Source organism: Mycobacteroides abscessus ATCC 19977 (assembly GCF_000069185.1).
GTDB classification, from domain to species: domain Bacteria; phylum Actinomycetota; class Actinomycetes; order Mycobacteriales; family Mycobacteriaceae; genus Mycobacterium; species Mycobacterium abscessus.
In genome coordinates this window covers 230544-249109 of sequence record NC_010397.1, presented here as the reverse complement: position 1 = coordinate 249109, position 18566 = coordinate 230544, and the positions used below count along the sequence as shown (strand labels likewise).

Below are 18566 nucleotides of genomic sequence, written 5' to 3'. Positions count from 1 at the left end.
ATACATTCTTACGTGACATCAATAAACCTTTTTTTGCTGCCCGTTGACGATCTCAACCACACCGCCGCTGGGCATCCCATTGTATTCAGGGAACCTCCAGGGCTGCGCTATCGGGTACCGAAAGGTCTCTTTCGGAAACTCCTTGGAGATGTCCGATATACCGGCATGTGAAATGGGTTGCCAACTGCCCACCTGACTCTGGTCGAGCGATGGGACATTTGCTGAAACTGATCGACTGCTCCAGCGGCCCTCATACGAATTATCCACCCACTGCCCGGTGAACGTACGGCCCTGACTGTCCGTCACAACCTGCTGAATATTCGTGTAATCCTGTCCAGCGAGTCGTATCTCGTATCTCTGCTCGACGTACGAAACGGCAGCGGATTGATCTTCAGTCCAGCTCTGATCCTTAACGAACCAATGGGTTCCGACGGTCGGTGGCTTATCGAACCCTGGGACCATTCCCGGCGCGTACTCTTTGAATCCCGCTGTCGCGGGCACGGTCTCCGGGTCACCTTCTCGATACTGCTTGAACACCCAGTGGCCCATATTCTCAGACTTCCCGTCCGGGGGAGGGAGCTTCAATCCGTCTGGAATCGGGTAATTCTTGAAAGCGCTCGAAGGGTCAACGATGGCCCCATCCTGCACACCGGAAGCGAACTGTGATTCAGTCTCATCGCCAGCCCCTACTAACCGCTTCACCTCGTCTTTAAGGTCTTGATATTTTCGCCATATACGATCAAGAGCCCCTTTATTCATCCCCGTCACGTCAGGTTGCATAACTTCGTTGGTGTCTAAATTCACCTCTATCGCCGGGTATGCATCGGCTTTCTCCAGCATCGCCCTTACGTCCTGAGCATTCTTGGTGGCGCTTTCTACCGCCGCGTCAGCTCGCCGAATCAGGTTCAAATCCGATGCCTGAGAATCGCCGAACACCTTCACGGTGCGCTTACCGGCCTCGTGAGCCGCGTCGGCGCTAACCCCTTCCCACTCAGACAGAACGCGTACCGCGTCAGCCCTTTCGGCAGCGGCAACGGTACCCAGAAGTCGTTTCCGCACGGCGTCGGACACCTCTTGGAATAGCTGCGGGGCCTTAAGCATCTGCTGCAATGTGGTCACGAAAAGGCCCTATAGCTTGTCAATTTCAACGAACTTGTGGGCCATCGTCGTGTGGAACTCTGCTTGGCCAGTCAGGTGCTCGTGGTGCGAGCGGGTCTCTTCTTCCCACGTAGACAGATGCTCAGCAAGCATGGAGCGGGCAGGCCCTTCCCCGAACTCGGACAACAGGTCTGTCAATTGGCCGTGCGCCTGGCCGTGGGCGGTTTTGAGGTCCTGCGCAATTTCGTGCAGCATGGCCGCCGAGTGGTGCAGTTCTTCTGGCCGTACTCGAATAACCCCACCGCTGTCACTGCGCCCATCCATAACAGACCTCCCGCCCGACTCGGTGACGCCCGTCACCCTGTTTGCCAGGCGAGCGTAACACTGCGCCCGTAGTGAGGGGCGGGTGTCAGTTGATGATCTCGACGGTGGCGGCGGCGAATGCCCAACCCGCGGATCCATCTGGTTGGGTAACCGACCCGTCCGTGGTTGTTGAGTCTTTCGTGTTCAGCACCATTGACCGTGAACTCGACGACCCTGCGACGATCCGGCGCGTGTAGCCAGCAGGCGCGGAACTCCACCCGCTGGCGTTCAGGAACGCGGTGGCGTGGAAATGCAGCAGGATCGATGATCCATCGGTGTGCGCGAGGGTCACTGCCGGTGCGGTGACGTTGACGGCAGCGCCACCCACGGCGGCATGCCCGCCAATTGGGGAAGCGGGCATAGTTCCGCGCACCACTACGGCGATCATCTGCTCTGTCCAGGTCCACGTGCCCGACGTGGTGTTGGTGGCGGTGGCTTTGAACCACGCCGTTGTCACAGCCCCTTGCCCGGCAACGGTGTTGGTGTTGTCGATGTAGTTCCAGTCAGGGACAGTCCCACCTGCTGAAGGTTTCGTGGGCGCGGTGTTCTGTGAATCGAACGCGCACAGCACAATCAGATCCCCGACTTGATGGGCTGGGATGGTTACCGAATTGGCCGTACTGGCGTTGGCAGAGACATACGAAAGCGGGGTTGTGATGCGAACCGTAGGTGTGCCGCCAGTGAGTGTGAGTGTGGCCGCTGCAGGGGCTATCTTCAGTCCGAGCGATGGTGTTCCGCCGGCAAGGGTCAGGTTAGCCGGGGCCGGTGTAATCGTCCGTCCCACTGACACATTCGGAACACCGCCCGTGAGGGTCAATGCCGCTGCTTCCGGTCGTAGCGTTTGATGGATGGCGGGTTGTCCACCGGTCAGCGTCAATTGAGCTGGGGTTGGCTCAATGAAAACGTCTTGGGTTATCTCAACGTTCGGCACGCCTCCCGTGATGGTGATGACTGCCGGTTCGGGTTCGATGAAAATCTCTGCCCACCAGCCTGTTATGCCTGCCATAGTCCGTTCCTAACTGCGTGTATTTCAATCATGGGAATGTGGATCTGTCCATCGGGCGGCACCTGGTCTGGGCAGTCCGTGCAGATACGTCGATAGCTTGGGATGGACAGCCGGTAGGTGGTCTCACCGAGGTAGGTGATGGTGAATCCGGCTGCCGTCAGGGCCATCTCGTAGTCGATGCCGTCGAGTTCGTGGTTATGGAACCCGTTGACGTGTCCATCGCTGAATCCGTACAGGAACAACCGCCCTTGCGGTTTCATAGCGCGGTACAGCGACCGTAGATAGCGCCCTCTGGCCTCTGCGCTGTCCAAGTTGTCGAGGAGCTTGGAATCGACCACGGTGTCAAAGCGGGCCTCGTAGTCCAGTGTGGTGGCATCACCTAGAACGAACTGCGCTTCTACGCCCGCGGTTCGGGTGTTGTTCCGGGCTCTTGCTATCGCGGTCGGGGCTAGATCAACGCCGGTCACCGAGCATCCGGCGCGGGCGTATTCGATGGCATGCCAGCCCGTCCCGCAGCCGGGATCTAGCACCTCACCTCGTACCGCGCCGAGGGCGACCAGCTGCCGGATCACCGGCTGAGGCCCGCCGATGTCCCACGGCGCCGCATTCACCGCGTACATGAGTTCGGCGAAGAACCCCGGACCGTCAGGGCGCATCAGCTGCCTCGATCGTGTCGTCAGGATGCACGGTGTACCAGTGGATGCTGCGGTCTTCGAGCATCGGCAGGTCGTTCGGTAAGCGCAGGCATCGCAGCACCGCACGAGAGACCGTGACGGGCTGGGGGTCCTGGTGCCGCTGGGCAAACAGGGCGCCTGCGTCTCGCACCGCCTTGGCTTTCAGCACCTTGGCCTCGGCCTCGGACAGCGTCAGGAACATCCGAGGATCTTCCAAGTACGGGGAGATGCTTTCCGACTGTCGTGACCGCTCCTCGGACACCACGGCAGCCCACGCGCCCGGATGGCGGTATTGCGCGTAAGTACCCCAAGACTCGTCACTGACCCTAGGCACGGTTCAGCCATCTAACGTCGGCAGCCTTGCGCGCCTTCTGCGTCGTGCTCGTCTCGGCGGCAGGAAGATCGGTCTTGAATCCCTTGAGCATCCGGGCCGCCGACGACTCAAGTAACCGCATCTCGGTGGAGAGCTTGATGCGTACCTTGACCTCTGTGGTCTCGTCGTAGGCCGCTTTTAGGTCCGAAATTCGGTCAATATTGGCGCAAATCAGGTCCAAAATGGCCCGTTCTGTGGCCGTAAATGACAGCTTTCTTTGCGCCCTTACGGACGCTGATTCGAGCTCTTTTTCCAGCTCACGGACTATGCGACGGGCCTCTGGGGACCTAGCCATGGTGTCCTCCAATCAAAACGGTGCGTTTATGCGTGCAGAGACGGGATTTAGAGCGTGGGCCGTCAGGGAGCCGGCATGCCGGGTAGGGGGTGGAGGCCGGGGTCATTGGGCGCTCCTTCCTTCGCGTCCGCTCTTGGTGGCGTGGCAGTTGTGGCATGCCGCTTGCAGGTTCTCTAGGTCGTCTGTGCCGCCGAATGCGACTGCGGTGACGTGATCTACCTCGGTGGCTATGACGGTGCAGCGGGGTCCGCGGATCTGGCACTTGCGTTCGTCGCGTTGTAGGCACTTGATGCGCTGGTGCTTCCACTCGGTTGTGGAGCAGCGCTTGGCGCCGACTGTTCGGGGTGAGTGCTTCCATCGGTTGGTGTGCTCGGGGCAGTAGCGCAGCGGCGGGTGGACGAGGGCTATGCAGTCCTTGTCGGCGCAGAGCTTTGGGGCTCTAGGCAATGGGGTTCTCCTTGCTTGGTGTTGGCCCCGCACCCTGGTTTGTCTGAGGACCAGAGCGCGGGGCCGGTGGCTCGCCTGTGCGGCACCACGCGGGAACCGGGCGCGGTGCACGTGGACGGGCCGGGGTTGGTGCGCGAGGTGTGACCGTCCTCGGCACCGTCCGGCGTTGTGGTCACGACACCGGTAGCCGTTGCGGCTGGTGGCATCGTCAACACCGAAGTCACTTGTCGGGGTCGATGCTGCGGTTGAAGCGGATGGGCACATGCATTGCGCGGCCTTCCCTCAGTGCGCTTTGCAGGAGAAGCGCCGAGCTCTTGACCTGAACTACGGCCTGACTTGCCCGATGCTCGCGGCGCTTCGCCATGCCGTACGCGGGAGACCGCTTGGCCACCTCTTCATCTAGCCAGGACCCCTGCGCACCAACGCTTGCCAAGTAAACGGGCAGCTCTTCGAGTAGCACTGCGAGCTCTTCATTGCTTGACTTCTCAATGAGTTGCCTTGCGATGCCCTGCTTGTCCTTAGATGCGTCAAGTAGGCGCTCGGAACGGTGCCAGTACCGTGCGGCGCGGGACTCCGCGACTGCATCCCCGGGGGGTGTGAGCTCGCGATAGACGCGTTCCATGTCTGCCTTAGCCTGCTCGTGTACTGCTTCCACCCGAGCCAATGCCTTGTCGATGCCCTTGGCCGCGTCGGTGTGCTGAAATGCCGCTAGTTGCTTCCTCAGCCCCTCTTGGCTGTAGAGGTGCGCATTCGCAGCCGTCTTTTCGATGTGCTTTTTCAGTTCCTTTTGCACATGGGCGAATAGCGCTTCTGCCTGCTCGTAGTGGGTGCCGTCGAACTTGGGTTCATGGGATCGCGCCCCCGGCTCTAGCCGCATGTCGTCAGGCGGTGGGGAGGGCACGTAACCGGGTTGGTGCGGGTACATGCTCTGGGGTGCTGCGGTAGATAGATCGGTCATGATCATTCGTCCTTTGCTGTGAGTTGCCACAATTCCATTGCAGCCGTGGCATTTTCGGGCCTGCCCTCCGCGTATGCGGCCACGGCGTGATGCCAGCGGTATCGGTAGGCGCCGTGCAGTAGAGCTCGCACCATCGTTTCGTCATCGACGGACAGGGCTAGGGTGATGAGCCGCTGTGCTACGTCGTCGTTTTCGACACCGGCTACGCGGTCGATAGCGTCGCGCTGTTCCAGGACGCCCAGAATGTTGTCGGGGCGCGGTTGGTTGAGCAGCTGCGCGGCCAGTGCTTCGCGCCGGGTCTCGGCGGTCGTCATTGTTGCCTCCATGGTTTGATGGTGCGGTATCCCGTTGCTCGGCCACATGTTTTGTGCCGCTAGGGGAAATCAGCTCGGCATCGTCCGTGTGCCGTTGTTGCGGCGGTACTGCTGGTTCTGCGCGGACTGGGCTTTCTGCATCGCCTGATCCACTCCCGTACCTACTGGGGCGTTGAAGTTGATGGACTGGTCGACCGGAGACCCGTTGCCGTTGGGTGCCGCACTGCCTTGCGAGAAGGCCGAACCCATGTCGCCGAATCCGGTGCCGGGGATTTGAGCACCCGCGATAACGGGATTGATATCGCCTGGTGCCCCTTGGAGTTGAGCGGCGTCCATGCTGCCGAACGGAGCCGGAATGATTGTCTTGATCGCGTCGACGATTCCGCTGCCAGACCCGGACATCGCAGCGCCGGTGATGTTGGCCATGAGCGCCCCGCCCTCACCAAGTAGGGGTTTCCCATCGGAGACGTTGCGCAGGCCCCCGAAGAACTTCAGCAGGGTCGAACCGGCTTGCATAAAGCCCCACTGCATCGGGTCCGAGAACCCTGGAGGCAGAAGCGATTCCTTGAGCCCACCGATACCAATGTCGGCCAGGCCGCCGAAGTCCGGCAAGATCTCGGAGATTCCCTCCATGATCTTGGCGTACGGGTTGTTGCCGCCACCGAATCCACCACTGGAACCACCCAGGTCTAGCGATGCCCGATCATCCTTGGCCTGCTGCAGGTCGCGCTTGAGCTTGTCGACCATGTCACGCTTGCGCTGCTTGGTGGTCTCTTTAGCCTTCGGGTTGGACTCCAGGTCGGCCAATTCCTGCTCGGTGACATCGAGCCGGTTCGACAGGTCCGTGATCCGGTCATCGGCCTCGCGGGCCTGTTTCGATGAGCCGCCGGAAGATCCGGTGTTGCCCATCGCTCGTGCGGCCACGGACCCACCGGACGGCAGAGAGATGTTGCTTGTCGGTAGTCCTACCGCTGCGGCGCCAGATCCTCTGCCAGAGCCCAGAATCACGTGCACGTGGTTCATGTGGTTCTTGTTGTCGTCGCCGCGATCATCCATTGGGGTGCCGCTAGTGAACGAACCGCCGTAGCCGTAACTTTGCCGACGCCAGATGAATCCGTTGAGGTCTAGGGCGCTGGCGTTGTTGGCCAGGAAAGCTGCGATTGCGTTTCCGAGCGCCATACCTTGCGGGGTTTGGTAGTTCGGAATCATGATGTCAATCGCGTTCCCCGTGGAGTGCTCGCCAAAGCCGTCCTCGGAGCGCCTGCCGCCGATGGATTTGATCTGCGGCCACATCCGCATCACCAGGGACCGCAGATAGTCCGCGCCGGGATTCAGGCCCTCGGCATATCCGGGGGCGCGCATCATGTCGGCCAGGTATGCGGGCGATGGCACCCAGCCTGAGTTCAGGGCCGCGACGATTCCCGCGCCGTGCTTCATTCCCTTGGCGGTGACCACTCCTTCGCCGTTGGATAGCCACGCCAGGATGGAATCAGAAGTACCCGAGCCGGGTCCGCGCACCAATCCGCCTGCGGCGAAGCCCTGTAGGGATTTACCCCACGAGTTGAGTTTGTCTGCGCCGGGGATCTGGAACCCGAATACCTCAGACGGGATAGAGGCAAGGAATGTGCCCAGCAATTTCAGGGGCGCTTTGATGACTGCGGCTAGTCCCGAGAATGCGGATGTGACAGCATCTTTGATCGCGCTGGAGGCGCTGGAAATGCCGGACTTGAGTGCATCCCATCCGGCGGAGAACTTATCGAGAATGGGCGATACAAAGTCCCACGCGGCGCTGATCGCGTTCTTGATTCCGTCCCATGCCGGTTGGATTGCGTTGTTCCACAACCACATTGCACCTTGTCCGACGAGCTGGCCGACCCGCACCCAGTTGTTGAAGATGTCGGAGACAACCTCCCACGCGACACCGATGACGGCTTTGATGCCATTCCAGGCCGGGGTTATCGCGTTATTCCACAACCAGGTGGCGGCGGTCCCGATAGCGGTGAATGCCAGTTTCAGGCCGGGGAATACGGTGGTCGATAGCCAATTCCACACTGCCGATATCGCTGTCTTTATTGCCGCCCAAGTGGTTTGGACAATCTTTCGGAATGTCTCGTTGCGGTTGTATAGCACTACGATTCCGGCGACCAAACCTGCGATGGCGGCGATGATCAAACCAATTGGGTTGGCGGTCAAAGCGATATTCAGCAGGGCTTGGACTGCGGCCCACGCTTTCGTGGCCACGGTGATAGCGAGCATCACCGTCTTGTAAGCAACTAGACCGGCGACGAGAGGGATTAGGAAGTCTTTGAAGCGGACGATCAGGTTGACAGCGTTCGACAACCCGCCCACCAACGCCGGACCCACGGCTGACAGGATCCGTCCGAACGCGGCCCCGATACCGGACAGGGCGGCACCGATAGCCCCGGCTGCCTGGCTTACGGCAGGGTTCTCGAAAGCGTCCTGCATCTTGTTGGTAAACCCGGTCAGTCCGTCCCCGATGCTCGACAACGGGCCTTGGACCTTCTCAAACAGGGTGATGGCCAGGGTTTCGGCGGCGTTCTTTAGCCGTTCAATGACCCCCGGTAGTCCTTGGTTCTGCGCTGCGGCGAGCTTGGCAGCCGAGCCTTGCTTTTCCATGGCGTCGCGCATCTGGTCATATCCAGCGGCACCGTCCTTGGCGGCGATGCCGGCCAGGCGGGCCGCATCGGAGCCGAACAGGGTTGTGGTGGCCGCCTGGTACATCTCTGGTGTCATCCGCTGGGAGGCGGCCTGCAAGTCCCCGAATAGCTTCTCCAGCCCCACGAATCGGCCTTGGGCGTCATAGACGGTCAGACCGAGCTCTTCAATAGCGCCTTGTGCCGGGTTGCTGGTGTCCGTCAGTGCCAGCAGCGCGGACTTGAGCAGGGTTCCGGCATCGGAGCCTTTGATGCCGTTGTTGGCCAGCAGGCCGATCGCGGCGGCGGTGTCTTCGAGCTTGAGGCCGAACTGGTTGGCGACCGCGCCACCGGACTGCAATGCCTGTGCCACGTCGGTGATTTCCGCCGAGGATGCGTTGGCCGCATTCGACAACACATCTGCGGCCTTAGAGGCGTAGTCGGCTTTGAGACCGAAGGCCAACAGGGCGTTGGCTTGAATCTCGGCAGCCTTGCCCGCATCGACTTGCGCAGCAGCGGCCAGCTGCAGGGTGCCCTTGGCGCCGGCAATCGACTCATCCACTGAGAAACCGGCCTTGGCGAGTTCGGTCATGGCCTGTGCAGCATCAGCAGCCGAGGTGTTCGACAACGTCATGTCGTTGCCGAGGGCCTTGGCGGTGTCGCGGAACCGCTGCATCACGTCTGCCGAAGCACCTGTGACACCCGAGAGGGTGTTCATGGTCTTCTCGAAGTCCAGACCCTTAGTCACCACCGCGGAAACTCCGCTGGTGGCGAAACTGGCAGCCTTGGTCATCGCATTGGCGGCCAGGTTTCCCACTGCTGTACCGGCTGCCACAATGCCTGTGGAACGCAAAGCGCCAGAGAATGAATCACCGAACCTGCGACCGGCTAAACCCCCGGCGTGCCCCGCTGCATCAGCAGAGCCGGAGAGCAGCTGCGAGACACGGTTCTGAACATTCTTCGGCGCGCGCCCCACGGCGGCTTGAGCATCGGTGGCCCGCCTCTGTGCGCGGGTGACAGCATCTAGATCCTTGGCTAGATCCTGTGCGGCGGCCTGTTGCTTGCGTAGCGCGGCGGCGTGGGATTCCTCCAGGGCGGTGAGTTTCGACCCTGAGACACCGCCCTGGCGGGCCTCGTTGAGCTTTTCCAGCGCTACCTTGAGCTTGCCTGCCTGGTCAGCTTCTTTGTCCCGAGACTTGGTTACGGTGTCGGTGAGCTTCTTTACCTGCTCCTCGGCGGCTTTCGCTTCGGAAGCAAGAGCTTTGGCGAAGGCTTCGCCGGTCTTCTTACCTGCGCTCGTGGCTTGCTTCTGCGCGTTATCAAAGAGCTTGCCCAAACCCGAGGTGGCCCCGACCCTAACCGACAGGGACACATACCCTGATGCGAGTTCAACTGCCATCTGTTGCCCCCTTCGGGCAATCGGTGCAGCCGAGCCATTGAGGGGGTATTCAGTTGTGAGCGGGCTACATCGACGCTTTAAGCGCTTCTAGCTCCATGCGCCGGATCATCCAGTCACGACCTCGACGTTCCGCCCGTAGGTACCCTGTCTTGCACCACTGGCGGACGCACCGAGCCGACTTTCCAATCTCAGCAGCAGCTTCCGCTGTTGTCAGCAATGATGCCTGACCTGGTTGCACGACAGGCGATTTACTTCCGCTAGCGGCAAGGGATGCTGAAACATGCAGCGCCTGCAGGAACAACCAGCCTGCAGGATCGGACATCTTCACCCGGTCACGCACCGCCGACGTTATCTCCGCCCGGTTCTCCAAGTACCTCGCGTAGCGGGGAGGCACACGCAGATTCCCGTGTTCGTCAAGGTAGTCGCCGAAGTCGGGCAGATCCTTCAAATGGAGCCCCCCTCAAGCCGCAGAGACCACGCGATGCGCGCGGCGTCGGCCAGATGGATGCGCTGGTCGGGGTCGCTCTTGTTCTCCAGCTCGCCAATCATGGCCTGGCAGATCTCTATCGCCAGCACCATCAGCGCCCCGGTCACTACCGGCAGCACATACGCGGGCGAACCCACAATCGAGACGTACTCGTAGAACACGCGGTGCACGTCCTCGGCGGTACCCGAGGATGCCAGCATGTCGAACGCCATCCGCCGACCCATCAACTCCGACGCGGCGGGGGTGGGCACTGCCACCACACCCCCCTCACTCGCGTAGACATCACACAACGTGGACCACGGCTGATCCTGCAACGCTTGAGCTTTCGCCTGCGCTGCCTGATCACGGGCAGCTGCAAGCCGATCCTCTTGTGGCCCCACCCTCACACCTCCTCCTCTGTCCGGGCCAGGGCGGTTGCGATGCCCGCGTGTATGTCGGCGATGGTGACTGCGATGGTCTGCAGTGCTTCGGCGTCCGCATCGGTGAGACGGCCTAACGCCTTGTCCCAACGCTTGTCGTAGGTCAGTGCCGTGAGTTCGTCCGTCGCGCCCTTGAGCTTCACCGTGAGCTGCCGTATAGCGGTGGGTATTTGGACTGCACGTGCCGGGGGAGTGTCCTCGGTTTGTGCGGTCTCCTCTACTGGCTTGGGCTCTGGCTTCTTACGCGGCTTGGGCTTCCGGTATTCCTTGCCGTCTAGCCCGACCGTCTTCTGCTCATCGGCAGGTGTCCCATTTGGGACAGCTGATTGATCGCCGTCCGAATCCACGTGTCCAGAATTGGACACCTGCGCAAGGTCATTCGCGATAGTGGACTTCGACGCCCCGGTGATCGCAGCTATACCGCGTGTACTCATCCCTTCACCGGCTAGGAACTGCACGACCTCCAGACGCACCGGCCCGCGCACTTCCAGCTGACCACCGAGGGCGTCGGCGAGATACGCTGTCCAACTGGCGAACCCAAGTACCTCATGGATATTTCCAGCCTTAGCCTCTTCCACGAACGCGGCCAGCTTCACGAAGTTGTCCCTGACTGTCCCGGCAACCTGACGGATGCGCTGATCTAGTCGTTCTGCTGAACGCCGGTCCATAGGTACGACGACCTCAACGTCGGCACCCTGCTCTAGTACTGCTACTTCACTCATTGATCTACTCCTCTGAAAGATGTTGTGGGGGAACTACTTGTATTCGGTGTAGGGGTTATCTCCGGTGCCGTGCCAGTCGTCAGGGAAGGGAAGGACGTTGGGCGAGTGTCCTGGCCTGTCCTTGCCTGGCCTGTCCTTGCCTGGGTTGTCCCCGGGGACGTCCCCCGGGACAGGGGTGGGGACAGGCGCCGGGACAGGTACGGGGACATCGGCATTAGTGCTGGTAGCCGCGTCCAGCTTGGCTGCCCGCTGCCGTGCTTTCTTTTCCCGTTCATTGGCCCGCTGCTGTTCGATGGCATTGAGCTGCTCTTTGGTCGTCTGGGTCACCGTGAACTCCGTGATGTGCCAGCTCTTTCCCTTGGGCGACCACAGTCCAGCCGCGATAAACGCCTTCACCGCCCCGGCTGCGAAGTTCGGAATCAGCGCCAGATCTTCGGGTTCAATCACCCCGTCTGTGCGGTTGGATACCGACCATGTGAGCGAGGTGATGAAGGCCCGGAAGTGGCCGTCACTTAACCGCTGGAGACGTCGGTCTGTCAGCCACCGATCCGGGAACCTTGCATCTGTCATCCGGCCCGCCTCCTCCACCGTGATCCGTGCGGCACCTTCTTCTTCACGCCATTGGTGAACCGGCACACCTCGCCCACGCCTGCACCGCATTCCGTGCACTCACCATCAGCGCCGAGAATGTCGTAGAGGGTGGGCCGGTCGTGTCGCCCGGTTTCTTCTTCGTGGTCAGTCATCAGAGCCGCCTCACAGACGCGACCTCATCGGCGCTGTGGTACCGCGTCTCGCACCCCGGGCACTTGTAGTAGCCCTGGACGGCGATGAGCGTGTTTACCCCTCGGCGCCAATAGTTCTTGTGGCGACCACAGAGGGTGAACCGCTCGCCACCGTGTGAGTGCTTCCGAATCCACAACCACTTTGCCGGGCGACGGCACCCGAGATTCCTGTATTGGCAAGGGATCTTGGCGTGCTCGTAGTTCGCGATGATGCGTTTGAACAACTCATCATGAAGAGCCTGTGTGGGCATGCTGCCTAAGTTCGTCATAGCTCCGCCTGCTCAACGACTGCGATAAGGCGCTCCAGCGCAGGTGCATTCAGATCAAAGGCGGTGCGCATCAACTTGGTGAGCTTGGCCATCAAGTAGTTGCGATTGCGTTCTATGACCCATTCATTGACTACGCGCGTGCAGTCTGGGCAGTCCTGATAGTCCCATCCCTCGGGTGGGGAATCATCGGAAAAGATCTGCCGGTGGTACTGGGCGGCGCGAGTCTGGGCGGGGCCGATCTCGTCTTCATCGTCGTCGTATGCCACTGGGTTGTCGGGTATTTCATACTTGTCGCCGCAAAGAGTGACGACCGTGGACGTACCCAGCGCCCGCGCCTGATCGGCGTCACCGGTCCACCACGAGTGACGTAGGTGGGGGTTGGTCTGGCGCCCGATCCGGTAGTTCTTCTTGATCTGCTCGGTGACGCCCGACGATTCCGCATCGAGCGGGTCACTGCCTCCGAGCGCGATCCGCTCCAGCCGCTCGGCGTGATCCTTGAAGCCGTCACCTTCCCGGTAGAGGAGGGCGTGCCGAGTAGTCCGCGCGCAGTGCTCGCATTTGAGGTCACCGGTTTCCCGGTGCCAGCTTCGGTCCACTGGTCGGTTCAGCCAGAAGTTCTCTTCACGATAGTTTTTGGGTCGACGGCAGCTGCGCAGGTTCCCGCACTCGCAGCAGAGCGCTTGCCGCTCGTCGTACCCGGTGCTTACACTCATTAGAGATCGATTCCTCTCAATGGAATTGGTTGGTTGCCCTCGACCTGGTGCTTGGCGGTGCTGGTCGGGGGCAGTTCTTTTTCCGGGCGTAGGTCCGGTGTGTGATCGGCCCGTGGATCTAGGCCGAGGTCGCAGTGTTCGGACTGCGGTAGATGGCGCATCAGAACCCCCGCTCCCGCACTACGTTGTTGACCGCCGTCTCCCCGGTCCGGTCGACGTAGTTGATGACGCGGGCGATCTCCGGGTTCTGCCTGGCCTGTGCGCGCTGCTCTGCCGTCAATTGCACGGTGTTGACGAGGAATGCCTCGAACGGAAAGCCGTTCTGCTCCACCCGGTGCTTGTACTCACGCACCAGGCGGCTGACCTTCGACGGGGACAAACGAATCCCACACCGATCAAGAAGGCCATGCGCATGCCTGATCAAGGTCTCGACACTCGTGCTGCTGCCGGTCGGGGACGCTGGCTGGGTCATTAGACGGCCTCCAGCTTGGCGATAAAGTCGGCCAGCTGACGGTCGGTGCTGAACCTTCTCCTGCCGATAGTCACCGATTCGAGCTCACCGGTTCTCCAAAGACGGCGGACGGTTGACAGGCTCACGTCGCCAAGCGCTCGTTGAACTGCGGAGCAGTTGTTCATGCTTCCCTCCTTTCCATTCGTGACACGCAGAGAATGCTGTGGAATGTTGCGTGACACGTATGACGGTACACCTAAATTCGACAGGCGCATAGAATCGGTGGATACTCGGCGCGTGAAGAATGAGCGAGACGACGACTGGGCCGCCGAACTGGTGAAGCGTGTCGGCAAGGCCATGAAGGATGCGCGAAACGGGCGATCCGCCACATGGCTAAGCGATCGGACAGCAGAACTTGGCTACCGGGTACCCGCCACAGTTATCTCCAAGCTGGACTCGGGCCACCGAGGCAGCGTGCTTGGGGTTGCAGAGCTGGTCGTGTTGGCCGCTGCACTGGATATGCCACCGGTCGCATTGCTGTATCCCGCACTCCCAGATGGAGAAGTAGACCTCTTGCCGGGGGAGCCCGTTCGGTCATTGAATGCAGTGGAGTGGTTTTCGGGACACACACCGCGGTCAGGGATTGGCAGCGCGGGTGCCATCGATCCGTCACGCATGGATGCCGAACTATCCAACTTGCGGCGACTTCAGTTGTCCCGCAATCGAGAAACGATGCAGAAGACGATTCGCACTGCGATGAGCAGTGAGCGGATTTCGCAGGAGTTCGTTGAGGGCGGCGCAACCGATGCCAACCCCCAGGCAATCCGGTCGCTCATTGAGATCTATCAAGAAAGAATGGAGCGGATGGAGTCTGAAATGTCCGCTCGGGGGTGGAATCTCGATGCCTAGGGAACGGCTTCGACCTGGCGAGCACGGTCGCATCACCGAACGATCCTCTGGTGGTAAGTATTTCGCCGTCACCTACGTCCGTGATCATGACGGTAAACGTCGGCGGGTGGAGCGGTCGAGTGAGAAGTCTGCCGAGGATGCACGGCGTACCCTACAGCGGCACTTGGCGAAGCGTCGCCCACCAAAGTCCGGGCAGCTGGTGAACGAAAAAACCGTCCTCGGCGACCTGTTCGACCTGTGGGTCGAAGCGAAGGCTGCCGAGGACGGCGTTAAGCAACAGACGGTAGATCAGTATCGGGCGGTGTGGAGAACGCACGGAGCCGCGCAGCTGGGGTCTCTGCGCGTGACGGAGCTGGAGACGCAGAACGCCCACAATTACATACAGGGCATGGCCTCCAAGAGTCAGGCCAAGCGGTTGCGCATGGTGCTCATGGGCATGTTCTCGATGGCTTGCCGGTTCGATGTGATGCCCGTGAACCCGATGCGGGAGACCAAGACTGTTGGCACCGGCAGGAGAAAGCCTCGCTCGGCTGACGCGACTGAGCTTAGGCAGATCCGTGCCGCCGTCCACGAGTACGCGAACCGGAAGGGATCGGGGCCGCGCCCCGGCCGTCTACTGCCCGCATTCGTGGAGCTTCTCATCGCCACGGGTTGTCGGCCCAATGAAGTGTTGGCCACGCGGTGGTGCGACGTAGACCTCCTTGCCGACCCGCCGACGTTGACGATCACCGGAACCTTGATCGACCACGGGCGCATCGCGGGAAAGTCACTACACCGGCAGGACGAGCGCAAAGCCGGCGCCCCCGACCACACCGTGATATTGCCCAAGTTCGGCGTTGAGACGCTGACAGCACTCATCGGTGAGTCGGGCATGGACGGCCCCGTGTTTGTTAATCGCGACGGTGGATGGATGAGCTTGGCCAATCTGCGGCGCTCCATGCGCGCTGCGTTGCCGGAAGAACTGAGTTGGGTCACGCCGCACAGTTTCCGGCGCACAGTCGCCACGGTGATCCGCGACGAGCTAGGTCCAGATAAGGCCCAGCAGCAGCTATCCCACGCCAAGCTGGCGACGACCGAGGCCCACTACCTACAGCGCCAGACTCAAGGCCCGGACGCCCGGAGTGCTCTGGAGCAGTACTGGGAAAGTAGCGCCTGAAAGTAGCGGGAAAGTATCAAGTTGCGGGCGTGTCGCCTGCCCTGATTTTCCCATTCCCCCTGATAAATGGTGCGCCCGAAGGGATTCGAACCCCTAACCTTCTGATCCGTAGTCAGATGCTCTATCCGTTGAGCTACGGGCGCTTACTATTCAATTGTTGCAGGTCAACAGGTTTGGCCTGCAGACCGACGCGGAGGCGAGAGGATTTGAACCTCCGGTCCCCCGTAAAGGGGACAACTCATTAGCAGTGAGTCCCATTCGGCCGCTCTGGCACGCCTCCTGAACTTCCTGAGCGGGACTCCGGACCCATAAAAATGGATCCCGAACCGCCGAGGGCACAGAGTACAGGGCCGCGCGCCCCAAAGGCAAAGCCGTTGGTCGTCATCGGGCCCCACGTGCCCCGATAGTCTGGTCACGTGCCCGCACGACTTCGCCCCGAACTGACCGAACTACCGGCCTACACACCGGGCCGAAACGTCCCCGGCGCCATCAAGCTCGCCAGTAATGAGACCGTGCAGGAGCCGCTGCCGAGCGTGCGGGCCGCCCTCGCCGAGGCGGGGTCGCTGATCAATCGGTACCCCGATAATGGCTACGCCGAGCTGCGCTCGCACCTGGCCAAGCACGTCGACATGCCGCCCGAGCACATCGCGGTGGGGTGCGGGTCGGTGAGCCTATGCCAGCAGCTGGTCCAGATCACCGCAACGGTGGGCGACGAGGTGCTGTTCGGCTGGCGGTCCTTTGAGACCTATCCGTTGGTGGTGCGGGTCGCGGGGGCGACTCCGGTGCAGGTACCGCTGGTCGACCACACCTATGACCTCGCCGCCATGGCGGCCGCCGTAACCGACGTCACCCGGCTGATCTTCGTCTGCAACCCCAACAACCCGACCGGCACCGTGGTGCGGCCCGCCGAACTGCGGCGGTTCGTCGAGTCGGTGCCGCCGCATATCCTGATCGCGATCGACGAGGCCTACGTCGAGTACGTACGCGAGGACTTCACCGACAGCCTCGCACTGGTGCGTGAGCACCCCAATGTCGTTGTCTTACGCACCTTCTCAAAGGCATACGGCCTGGCGGGGCTGCGAGTCGGCTACGCGGTCGGCGATCCCGATGTGATCACCACACTGGGCAAGGTGTACGTACCGTTCAGCGCGTCGAGCCTGGCGCAAGCTGCCGCGGTGGCTTCCCTCGGCGCCGCCGAAGAGCTGCTCGCGCGCACCAATGACGTTGTCACCGAACGCGCCCGGGTGACCAGTGCGCTGCGGGAAGCCGGCTATCAGGTGCCGCCGTCGCAGGCGAACTTCGTGTGGTTGCCGCTGGGCGAGCGCTCCACCGAATTCGCGCAAGCCTCCGCCGAGGCCCGAATCATTGTGCGCCCCTTTGGAACCGATGGCGTCCGGGTGACCATCGGAGCACCGATGGAAAACGACGCGTTCCTGAAGTTCTCGCGCGCCTGGCGCTAGCTCACCCGCGACAGTTCCGCGGCCGGGGCCCATTCGACCGTCAATTCCACGACGTCATGTGCACCGGGATGTACCAGCGCCAAGGGGGTCAACGGCCCGTCAGCCACCCCGGTGAGCACCCGAGCCGTCGCGGCCAGATCGACCACCGAGACCGTCACCGTCGCAACGCACTCCGCGGGGCGTACATAGAAGCGGGTGCCCGGATCCACCGGACCGGAGAGCTCAGCCCCGGAAATGTCCATCGCCTTGGCGCCCTCGGAGAGCGAAAGCACCACGGGACGCTGCGAGTCCACCACGAACGGCCCCATCAGGCCCGCGGCCATCACCGCCTGCGAGTCATCGATGGTGGGCGCGTGTTCCGCCTGACCGGCGGCGAGTAGCGACTGCTCCAGCAGGTACCGGTACAGCTGAACGACACGGTCGGCGTTGCGGTGGTTGCGCGCGTCATGCAACCAGAACTCGACGGTCTCAACGTCGGCAGTGCCACCCTGCACGTAAAGGCGATAGAACCGGTAGCCGCGATCCGGTGCGCCGTACTGGGTTTCGGCGACCGTCGCACCCACACCCAATACCTTGGCGTACTGTGCGGCACCAGCCGACAAGCTCAGCTCCGAGGAGGAGACCTCACGCCACACGGCACCGTTCACGGACGCGTGCAGCCGGACATCCGCTGGCTGCTGCCCCACGCCGGTGCGGATCGTCAAGCCGCCCAACTGTGGCCGCTCCGGGAATTCAAACTCGATGAACGACGGCGACTTTCGCGTTGCCGTCGGCACATTGCGTGCTGCGGTATCCAGCTCCACCCCGTTGGTGAGGAACCAGATGGCCGCCTGGGTTCCGGCGATCGCCTCGTGGTCCTTGATGTTGGCCTCACCCAGATATCCGGCCGCGCGCAGCCGGCGGCTCAGCCGCGCCGTGGAGAGCGCCGGAAAGGAGTTGGCCAAGATCCAGGCCACCTGCGATTCGCGGGTGCGTGCCCGCAGGTTGGCCACCGACAGCCAATCCGCCACCGCGTAGCCGGACGGCAGGTTGGGGGCGATCCCGGCGATATCGAGCGAGTACGCGGTGATCGTCGGGTTCAGGCGAATTAAATCTGTGCGAGCAGAAGTTCCGTCGGTGAACACAACCTCGTCCACAGTGGACGAATAGGTGCCGCCGCGGTACCTCGTCAAACGGCGCGGCAACACCTCGGCGTTCGAGCGGCGACGGCTGCCCGTGATGCGGGCCGACGGCCATTCGACGAGCGATAGCAAAGAATGAGTGGTCATGGTTTGGTTGATCCTTGTGCCGGCGGAATGCAGCCCAATAACTCGATACCGTCGAAAAACGGTGAGCCGGGATGCTAGGGGCGGGGTTAGGGAATCAACAACAACAGCAACACACGGAAGCGCTGCGCGCCCCGGTGGTGTCGGCGCGCAGCGCGTGGATCGCCCGGAGTCGGTGCGACGGTGCGACGTGCTGCATGCCATTCAGTCTACGTACGTCCGAGCACTCGGCCATGTCTCCTTCGACACGCCGCCTTTCGGCGGACACGTGCGGTACGCACCCGCCATGAGGCGGCGTGTCGGTGAAAACGGGCCGGGCGAGTTTGGCGCATGGGTGTTAGTTACCTGATGC

At 61.8% G+C, this 18566-nt stretch carries 22 protein-coding genes and 2 tRNA genes; 3 read left to right on the top strand and 21 right to left on the bottom strand.

Features of this window, described 5'->3' with window-relative positions; all coding sequences use genetic code 11:
• Window positions 1–18: 18 nt before the first annotated feature.
• The 18 genes from MAB_RS01365 to MAB_RS25280 form a co-directional block, all read right to left on the bottom strand.
• Complete coding sequence (locus tag MAB_RS01365; RefSeq protein WP_005112933.1) at window positions 19–1119, bottom strand: hypothetical protein; 1101 nt, start codon at window positions 1117–1119, stop codon at window positions 19–21.
• 9 nt (window positions 1120–1128) lie between these two features.
• Window positions 1129–1422, bottom strand: a complete 294-nt coding sequence (locus MAB_RS01360) for a hypothetical protein (RefSeq protein WP_005112932.1) — start codon at window positions 1420–1422, stop codon at window positions 1129–1131.
• 85 nt (window positions 1423–1507) lie between these two features.
• On the bottom strand, window positions 1508–2467 hold the full coding sequence (locus tag MAB_RS01355) for a hypothetical protein (RefSeq protein WP_005112931.1): 960 nt from the start codon (window positions 2465–2467) through the stop codon (window positions 1508–1510).
• Window positions 2455–3123, bottom strand: a complete 669-nt coding sequence (locus tag MAB_RS01350) for a class I SAM-dependent methyltransferase (RefSeq protein WP_005112930.1) — start codon at window positions 3121–3123, stop codon at window positions 2455–2457. The genes MAB_RS01355 and MAB_RS01350 overlap by 13 nt, the downstream gene beginning before the upstream one ends.
• A complete protein-coding gene (locus tag MAB_RS25095; protein WP_012296285.1) occupies window positions 3113–3475 on the bottom strand; it encodes a hypothetical protein in 363 nt (120 codons plus the stop codon). Before MAB_RS25095 ends, MAB_RS01350 begins: the two co-directional genes overlap by 11 nt.
• Window positions 3468–3809, bottom strand: a complete 342-nt coding sequence (locus MAB_RS01340; protein WP_012296284.1) for a hypothetical protein — start codon at window positions 3807–3809, stop codon at window positions 3468–3470. Before MAB_RS01340 ends, MAB_RS25095 begins: the two co-directional genes overlap by 8 nt.
• Window positions 3810–3911: 102 nt before the next feature.
• Window positions 3912–4256, bottom strand: coding sequence for an HNH endonuclease (locus MAB_RS01335; RefSeq protein WP_032701295.1), 345 nt, complete (start codon window positions 4254–4256; stop codon window positions 3912–3914).
• A 220-nt stretch (window positions 4257–4476) separates the two neighbouring features.
• On the bottom strand, window positions 4477–5214 hold the full coding sequence (locus MAB_RS01330) for a hypothetical protein (RefSeq protein WP_005112925.1): 738 nt from the start codon (window positions 5212–5214) through the stop codon (window positions 4477–4479).
• Between the two features lie 2 nt (window positions 5215–5216).
• A complete protein-coding gene (locus tag MAB_RS01325; protein ID WP_005112924.1) occupies window positions 5217–5528 on the bottom strand; it encodes a hypothetical protein in 312 nt (103 codons plus the stop codon).
• A 69-nt stretch (window positions 5529–5597) separates the two neighbouring features.
• On the bottom strand, window positions 5598–9581 hold the full coding sequence (locus MAB_RS01320; RefSeq protein WP_005112923.1) for a phage tail tape measure protein: 3984 nt from the start codon (window positions 9579–9581) through the stop codon (window positions 5598–5600).
• 64 nt (window positions 9582–9645) lie between these two features.
• Window positions 9646–9903: a helix-turn-helix domain-containing protein gene (locus MAB_RS01315; protein ID WP_227975877.1), complete on the bottom strand. Its 258-nt coding sequence runs from the start codon at window positions 9901–9903 to the stop codon at window positions 9646–9648.
• Between the two features lie 122 nt (window positions 9904–10025).
• On the bottom strand, window positions 10026–10448 hold the full coding sequence (locus MAB_RS01310; protein WP_005112922.1) for a hypothetical protein: 423 nt from the start codon (window positions 10446–10448) through the stop codon (window positions 10026–10028).
• Window positions 10449–10450: 2 nt separating this feature from the next.
• Window positions 10451–11209: a hypothetical protein gene (locus MAB_RS01305; RefSeq protein ID WP_005112921.1), complete on the bottom strand. Its 759-nt coding sequence runs from the start codon at window positions 11207–11209 to the stop codon at window positions 10451–10453.
• Between the two features lie 33 nt (window positions 11210–11242).
• Entirely contained in the window at window positions 11243–11779 is a 537-nt protein-coding gene (locus tag MAB_RS01300; protein WP_005112920.1) for a hypothetical protein, read from the bottom strand.
• Entirely contained in the window at window positions 11776–11952 is a 177-nt protein-coding gene (locus tag MAB_RS01295; RefSeq protein WP_005112919.1) for a zinc finger domain-containing protein, read from the bottom strand. Before MAB_RS01295 ends, MAB_RS01300 begins: the two co-directional genes overlap by 4 nt.
• A gap of 304 nt (window positions 11953–12256) precedes the next feature.
• The gene (locus tag MAB_RS01290) at window positions 12257–12973 is read right to left on the bottom strand and encodes a hypothetical protein (RefSeq protein ID WP_005115702.1); all 717 of its coding nucleotides are present in this window, start codon (window positions 12971–12973) and stop codon (window positions 12257–12259) included.
• Window positions 12974–13133: 160 nt separating this feature from the next.
• Window positions 13134–13445, bottom strand: a complete 312-nt coding sequence (locus MAB_RS01285; protein ID WP_005112914.1) for a hypothetical protein — start codon at window positions 13443–13445, stop codon at window positions 13134–13136.
• Window positions 13445–13570: a hypothetical protein gene (locus MAB_RS25280; RefSeq protein ID WP_005113792.1), complete on the bottom strand. Its 126-nt coding sequence runs from the start codon at window positions 13568–13570 to the stop codon at window positions 13445–13447. The genes MAB_RS01285 and MAB_RS25280 overlap by 1 nt, the downstream gene beginning before the upstream one ends.
• An 82-nt stretch (window positions 13571–13652) precedes the next feature.
• Here MAB_RS25280 and MAB_RS01280 point away from each other — a divergent pair, with 82 nt between their 5' ends.
• Entirely contained in the window at window positions 13653–14333 is a 681-nt protein-coding gene (locus MAB_RS01280) for a hypothetical protein (protein WP_005112912.1), read from the top strand.
• Complete coding sequence (locus MAB_RS01275; RefSeq protein WP_005112911.1) at window positions 14326–15489, top strand: tyrosine-type recombinase/integrase; 1164 nt, start codon at window positions 14326–14328, stop codon at window positions 15487–15489. Before MAB_RS01280 ends, MAB_RS01275 begins: the two co-directional genes overlap by 8 nt.
• 67 nt (window positions 15490–15556) lie before the next feature.
• Here the strand turns inward: MAB_RS01275 and MAB_RS01270 are convergent.
• Window positions 15557–15632, bottom strand: a tRNA-Arg gene (locus MAB_RS01270).
• Between the two features lie 48 nt (window positions 15633–15680).
• Window positions 15681–15769: transfer RNA gene (locus MAB_RS01265), tRNA-Ser, on the bottom strand.
• Window positions 15770–15905: 136 nt separating this feature from the next.
• On the opposite strand from MAB_RS01265, the gene hisC reads away from it, so the two are divergent.
• Window positions 15906–16949, top strand: coding sequence for a histidinol-phosphate transaminase (gene hisC, locus MAB_RS01260; RefSeq protein WP_005112910.1), 1044 nt, complete (start codon window positions 15906–15908; stop codon window positions 16947–16949).
• Here hisC and MAB_RS01255 read toward each other — a convergent pair.
• Complete coding sequence (locus MAB_RS01255) at window positions 16946–18217, bottom strand: thioester domain-containing protein (RefSeq protein WP_005090677.1); 1272 nt, start codon at window positions 18215–18217, stop codon at window positions 16946–16948. The two genes, hisC and MAB_RS01255, sit on opposite strands and share 4 nt — an antisense overlap.
• Window positions 18218–18566 lie beyond the last annotated feature (349 nt).

Excerpts from the sequence above, each read along its gene's own strand:
- MAB_RS01360 (WP_005112932.1), bottom strand. The coding sequence starts at position 1,422 with ATGGATGGGCGCAGTGACAGCGGTGGGGTTATTCGAGTACGGCCAGAA.
- MAB_RS01355 (WP_005112931.1), bottom strand. The coding sequence starts at position 2,467 with ATGGCAGGCATAACAGGCTGGTGGGCAGAGATTTTCATCGAACCCGAA.
- MAB_RS01350 (WP_005112930.1), bottom strand. The coding sequence starts at position 3,123 with ATGCGCCCTGACGGTCCGGGGTTCTTCGCCGAACTCATGTACGCGGTG.
- MAB_RS01340 (WP_012296284.1), bottom strand. The coding sequence starts at position 3,809 with ATGGCTAGGTCCCCAGAGGCCCGTCGCATAGTCCGTGAGCTGGAAAAA.
- MAB_RS01330 (WP_005112925.1), bottom strand. The coding sequence starts at position 5,214 with ATGACCGATCTATCTACCGCAGCACCCCAGAGCATGTACCCGCACCAA.
- MAB_RS01325 (WP_005112924.1), bottom strand. The coding sequence starts at position 5,528 with ATGACGACCGCCGAGACCCGGCGCGAAGCACTGGCCGCGCAGCTGCTC.
- MAB_RS01320 (WP_005112923.1), bottom strand. The coding sequence starts at position 9,581 with ATGGCAGTTGAACTCGCATCAGGGTATGTGTCCCTGTCGGTTAGGGTC.
- MAB_RS01315 (WP_227975877.1), bottom strand. The coding sequence starts at position 9,903 with ATGTCCGATCCTGCAGGCTGGTTGTTCCTGCAGGCGCTGCATGTTTCA.
- MAB_RS01305 (WP_005112921.1), bottom strand. The coding sequence starts at position 11,209 with ATGAGTGAAGTAGCAGTACTAGAGCAGGGTGCCGACGTTGAGGTCGTC.
- MAB_RS01300 (WP_005112920.1), bottom strand. The coding sequence starts at position 11,779 with ATGACAGATGCAAGGTTCCCGGATCGGTGGCTGACAGACCGACGTCTC.
- MAB_RS01295 (WP_005112919.1), bottom strand. The coding sequence starts at position 11,952 with ATGACTGACCACGAAGAAGAAACCGGGCGACACGACCGGCCCACCCTC.
- MAB_RS01290 (WP_005115702.1), bottom strand. The coding sequence starts at position 12,973 with ATGAGTGTAAGCACCGGGTACGACGAGCGGCAAGCGCTCTGCTGCGAG.
- MAB_RS01285 (WP_005112914.1), bottom strand. The coding sequence starts at position 13,445 with ATGACCCAGCCAGCGTCCCCGACCGGCAGCAGCACGAGTGTCGAGACC.
- MAB_RS01280 (WP_005112912.1), top strand. The coding sequence starts at position 13,653 with ATGTTGCGTGACACGTATGACGGTACACCTAAATTCGACAGGCGCATA.
- MAB_RS01275 (WP_005112911.1), top strand. The coding sequence starts at position 14,326 with ATGCCTAGGGAACGGCTTCGACCTGGCGAGCACGGTCGCATCACCGAA.
- MAB_RS01255 (WP_005090677.1), bottom strand. The coding sequence starts at position 18,217 with ATGACCACTCATTCTTTGCTATCGCTCGTCGAATGGCCGTCGGCCCGC.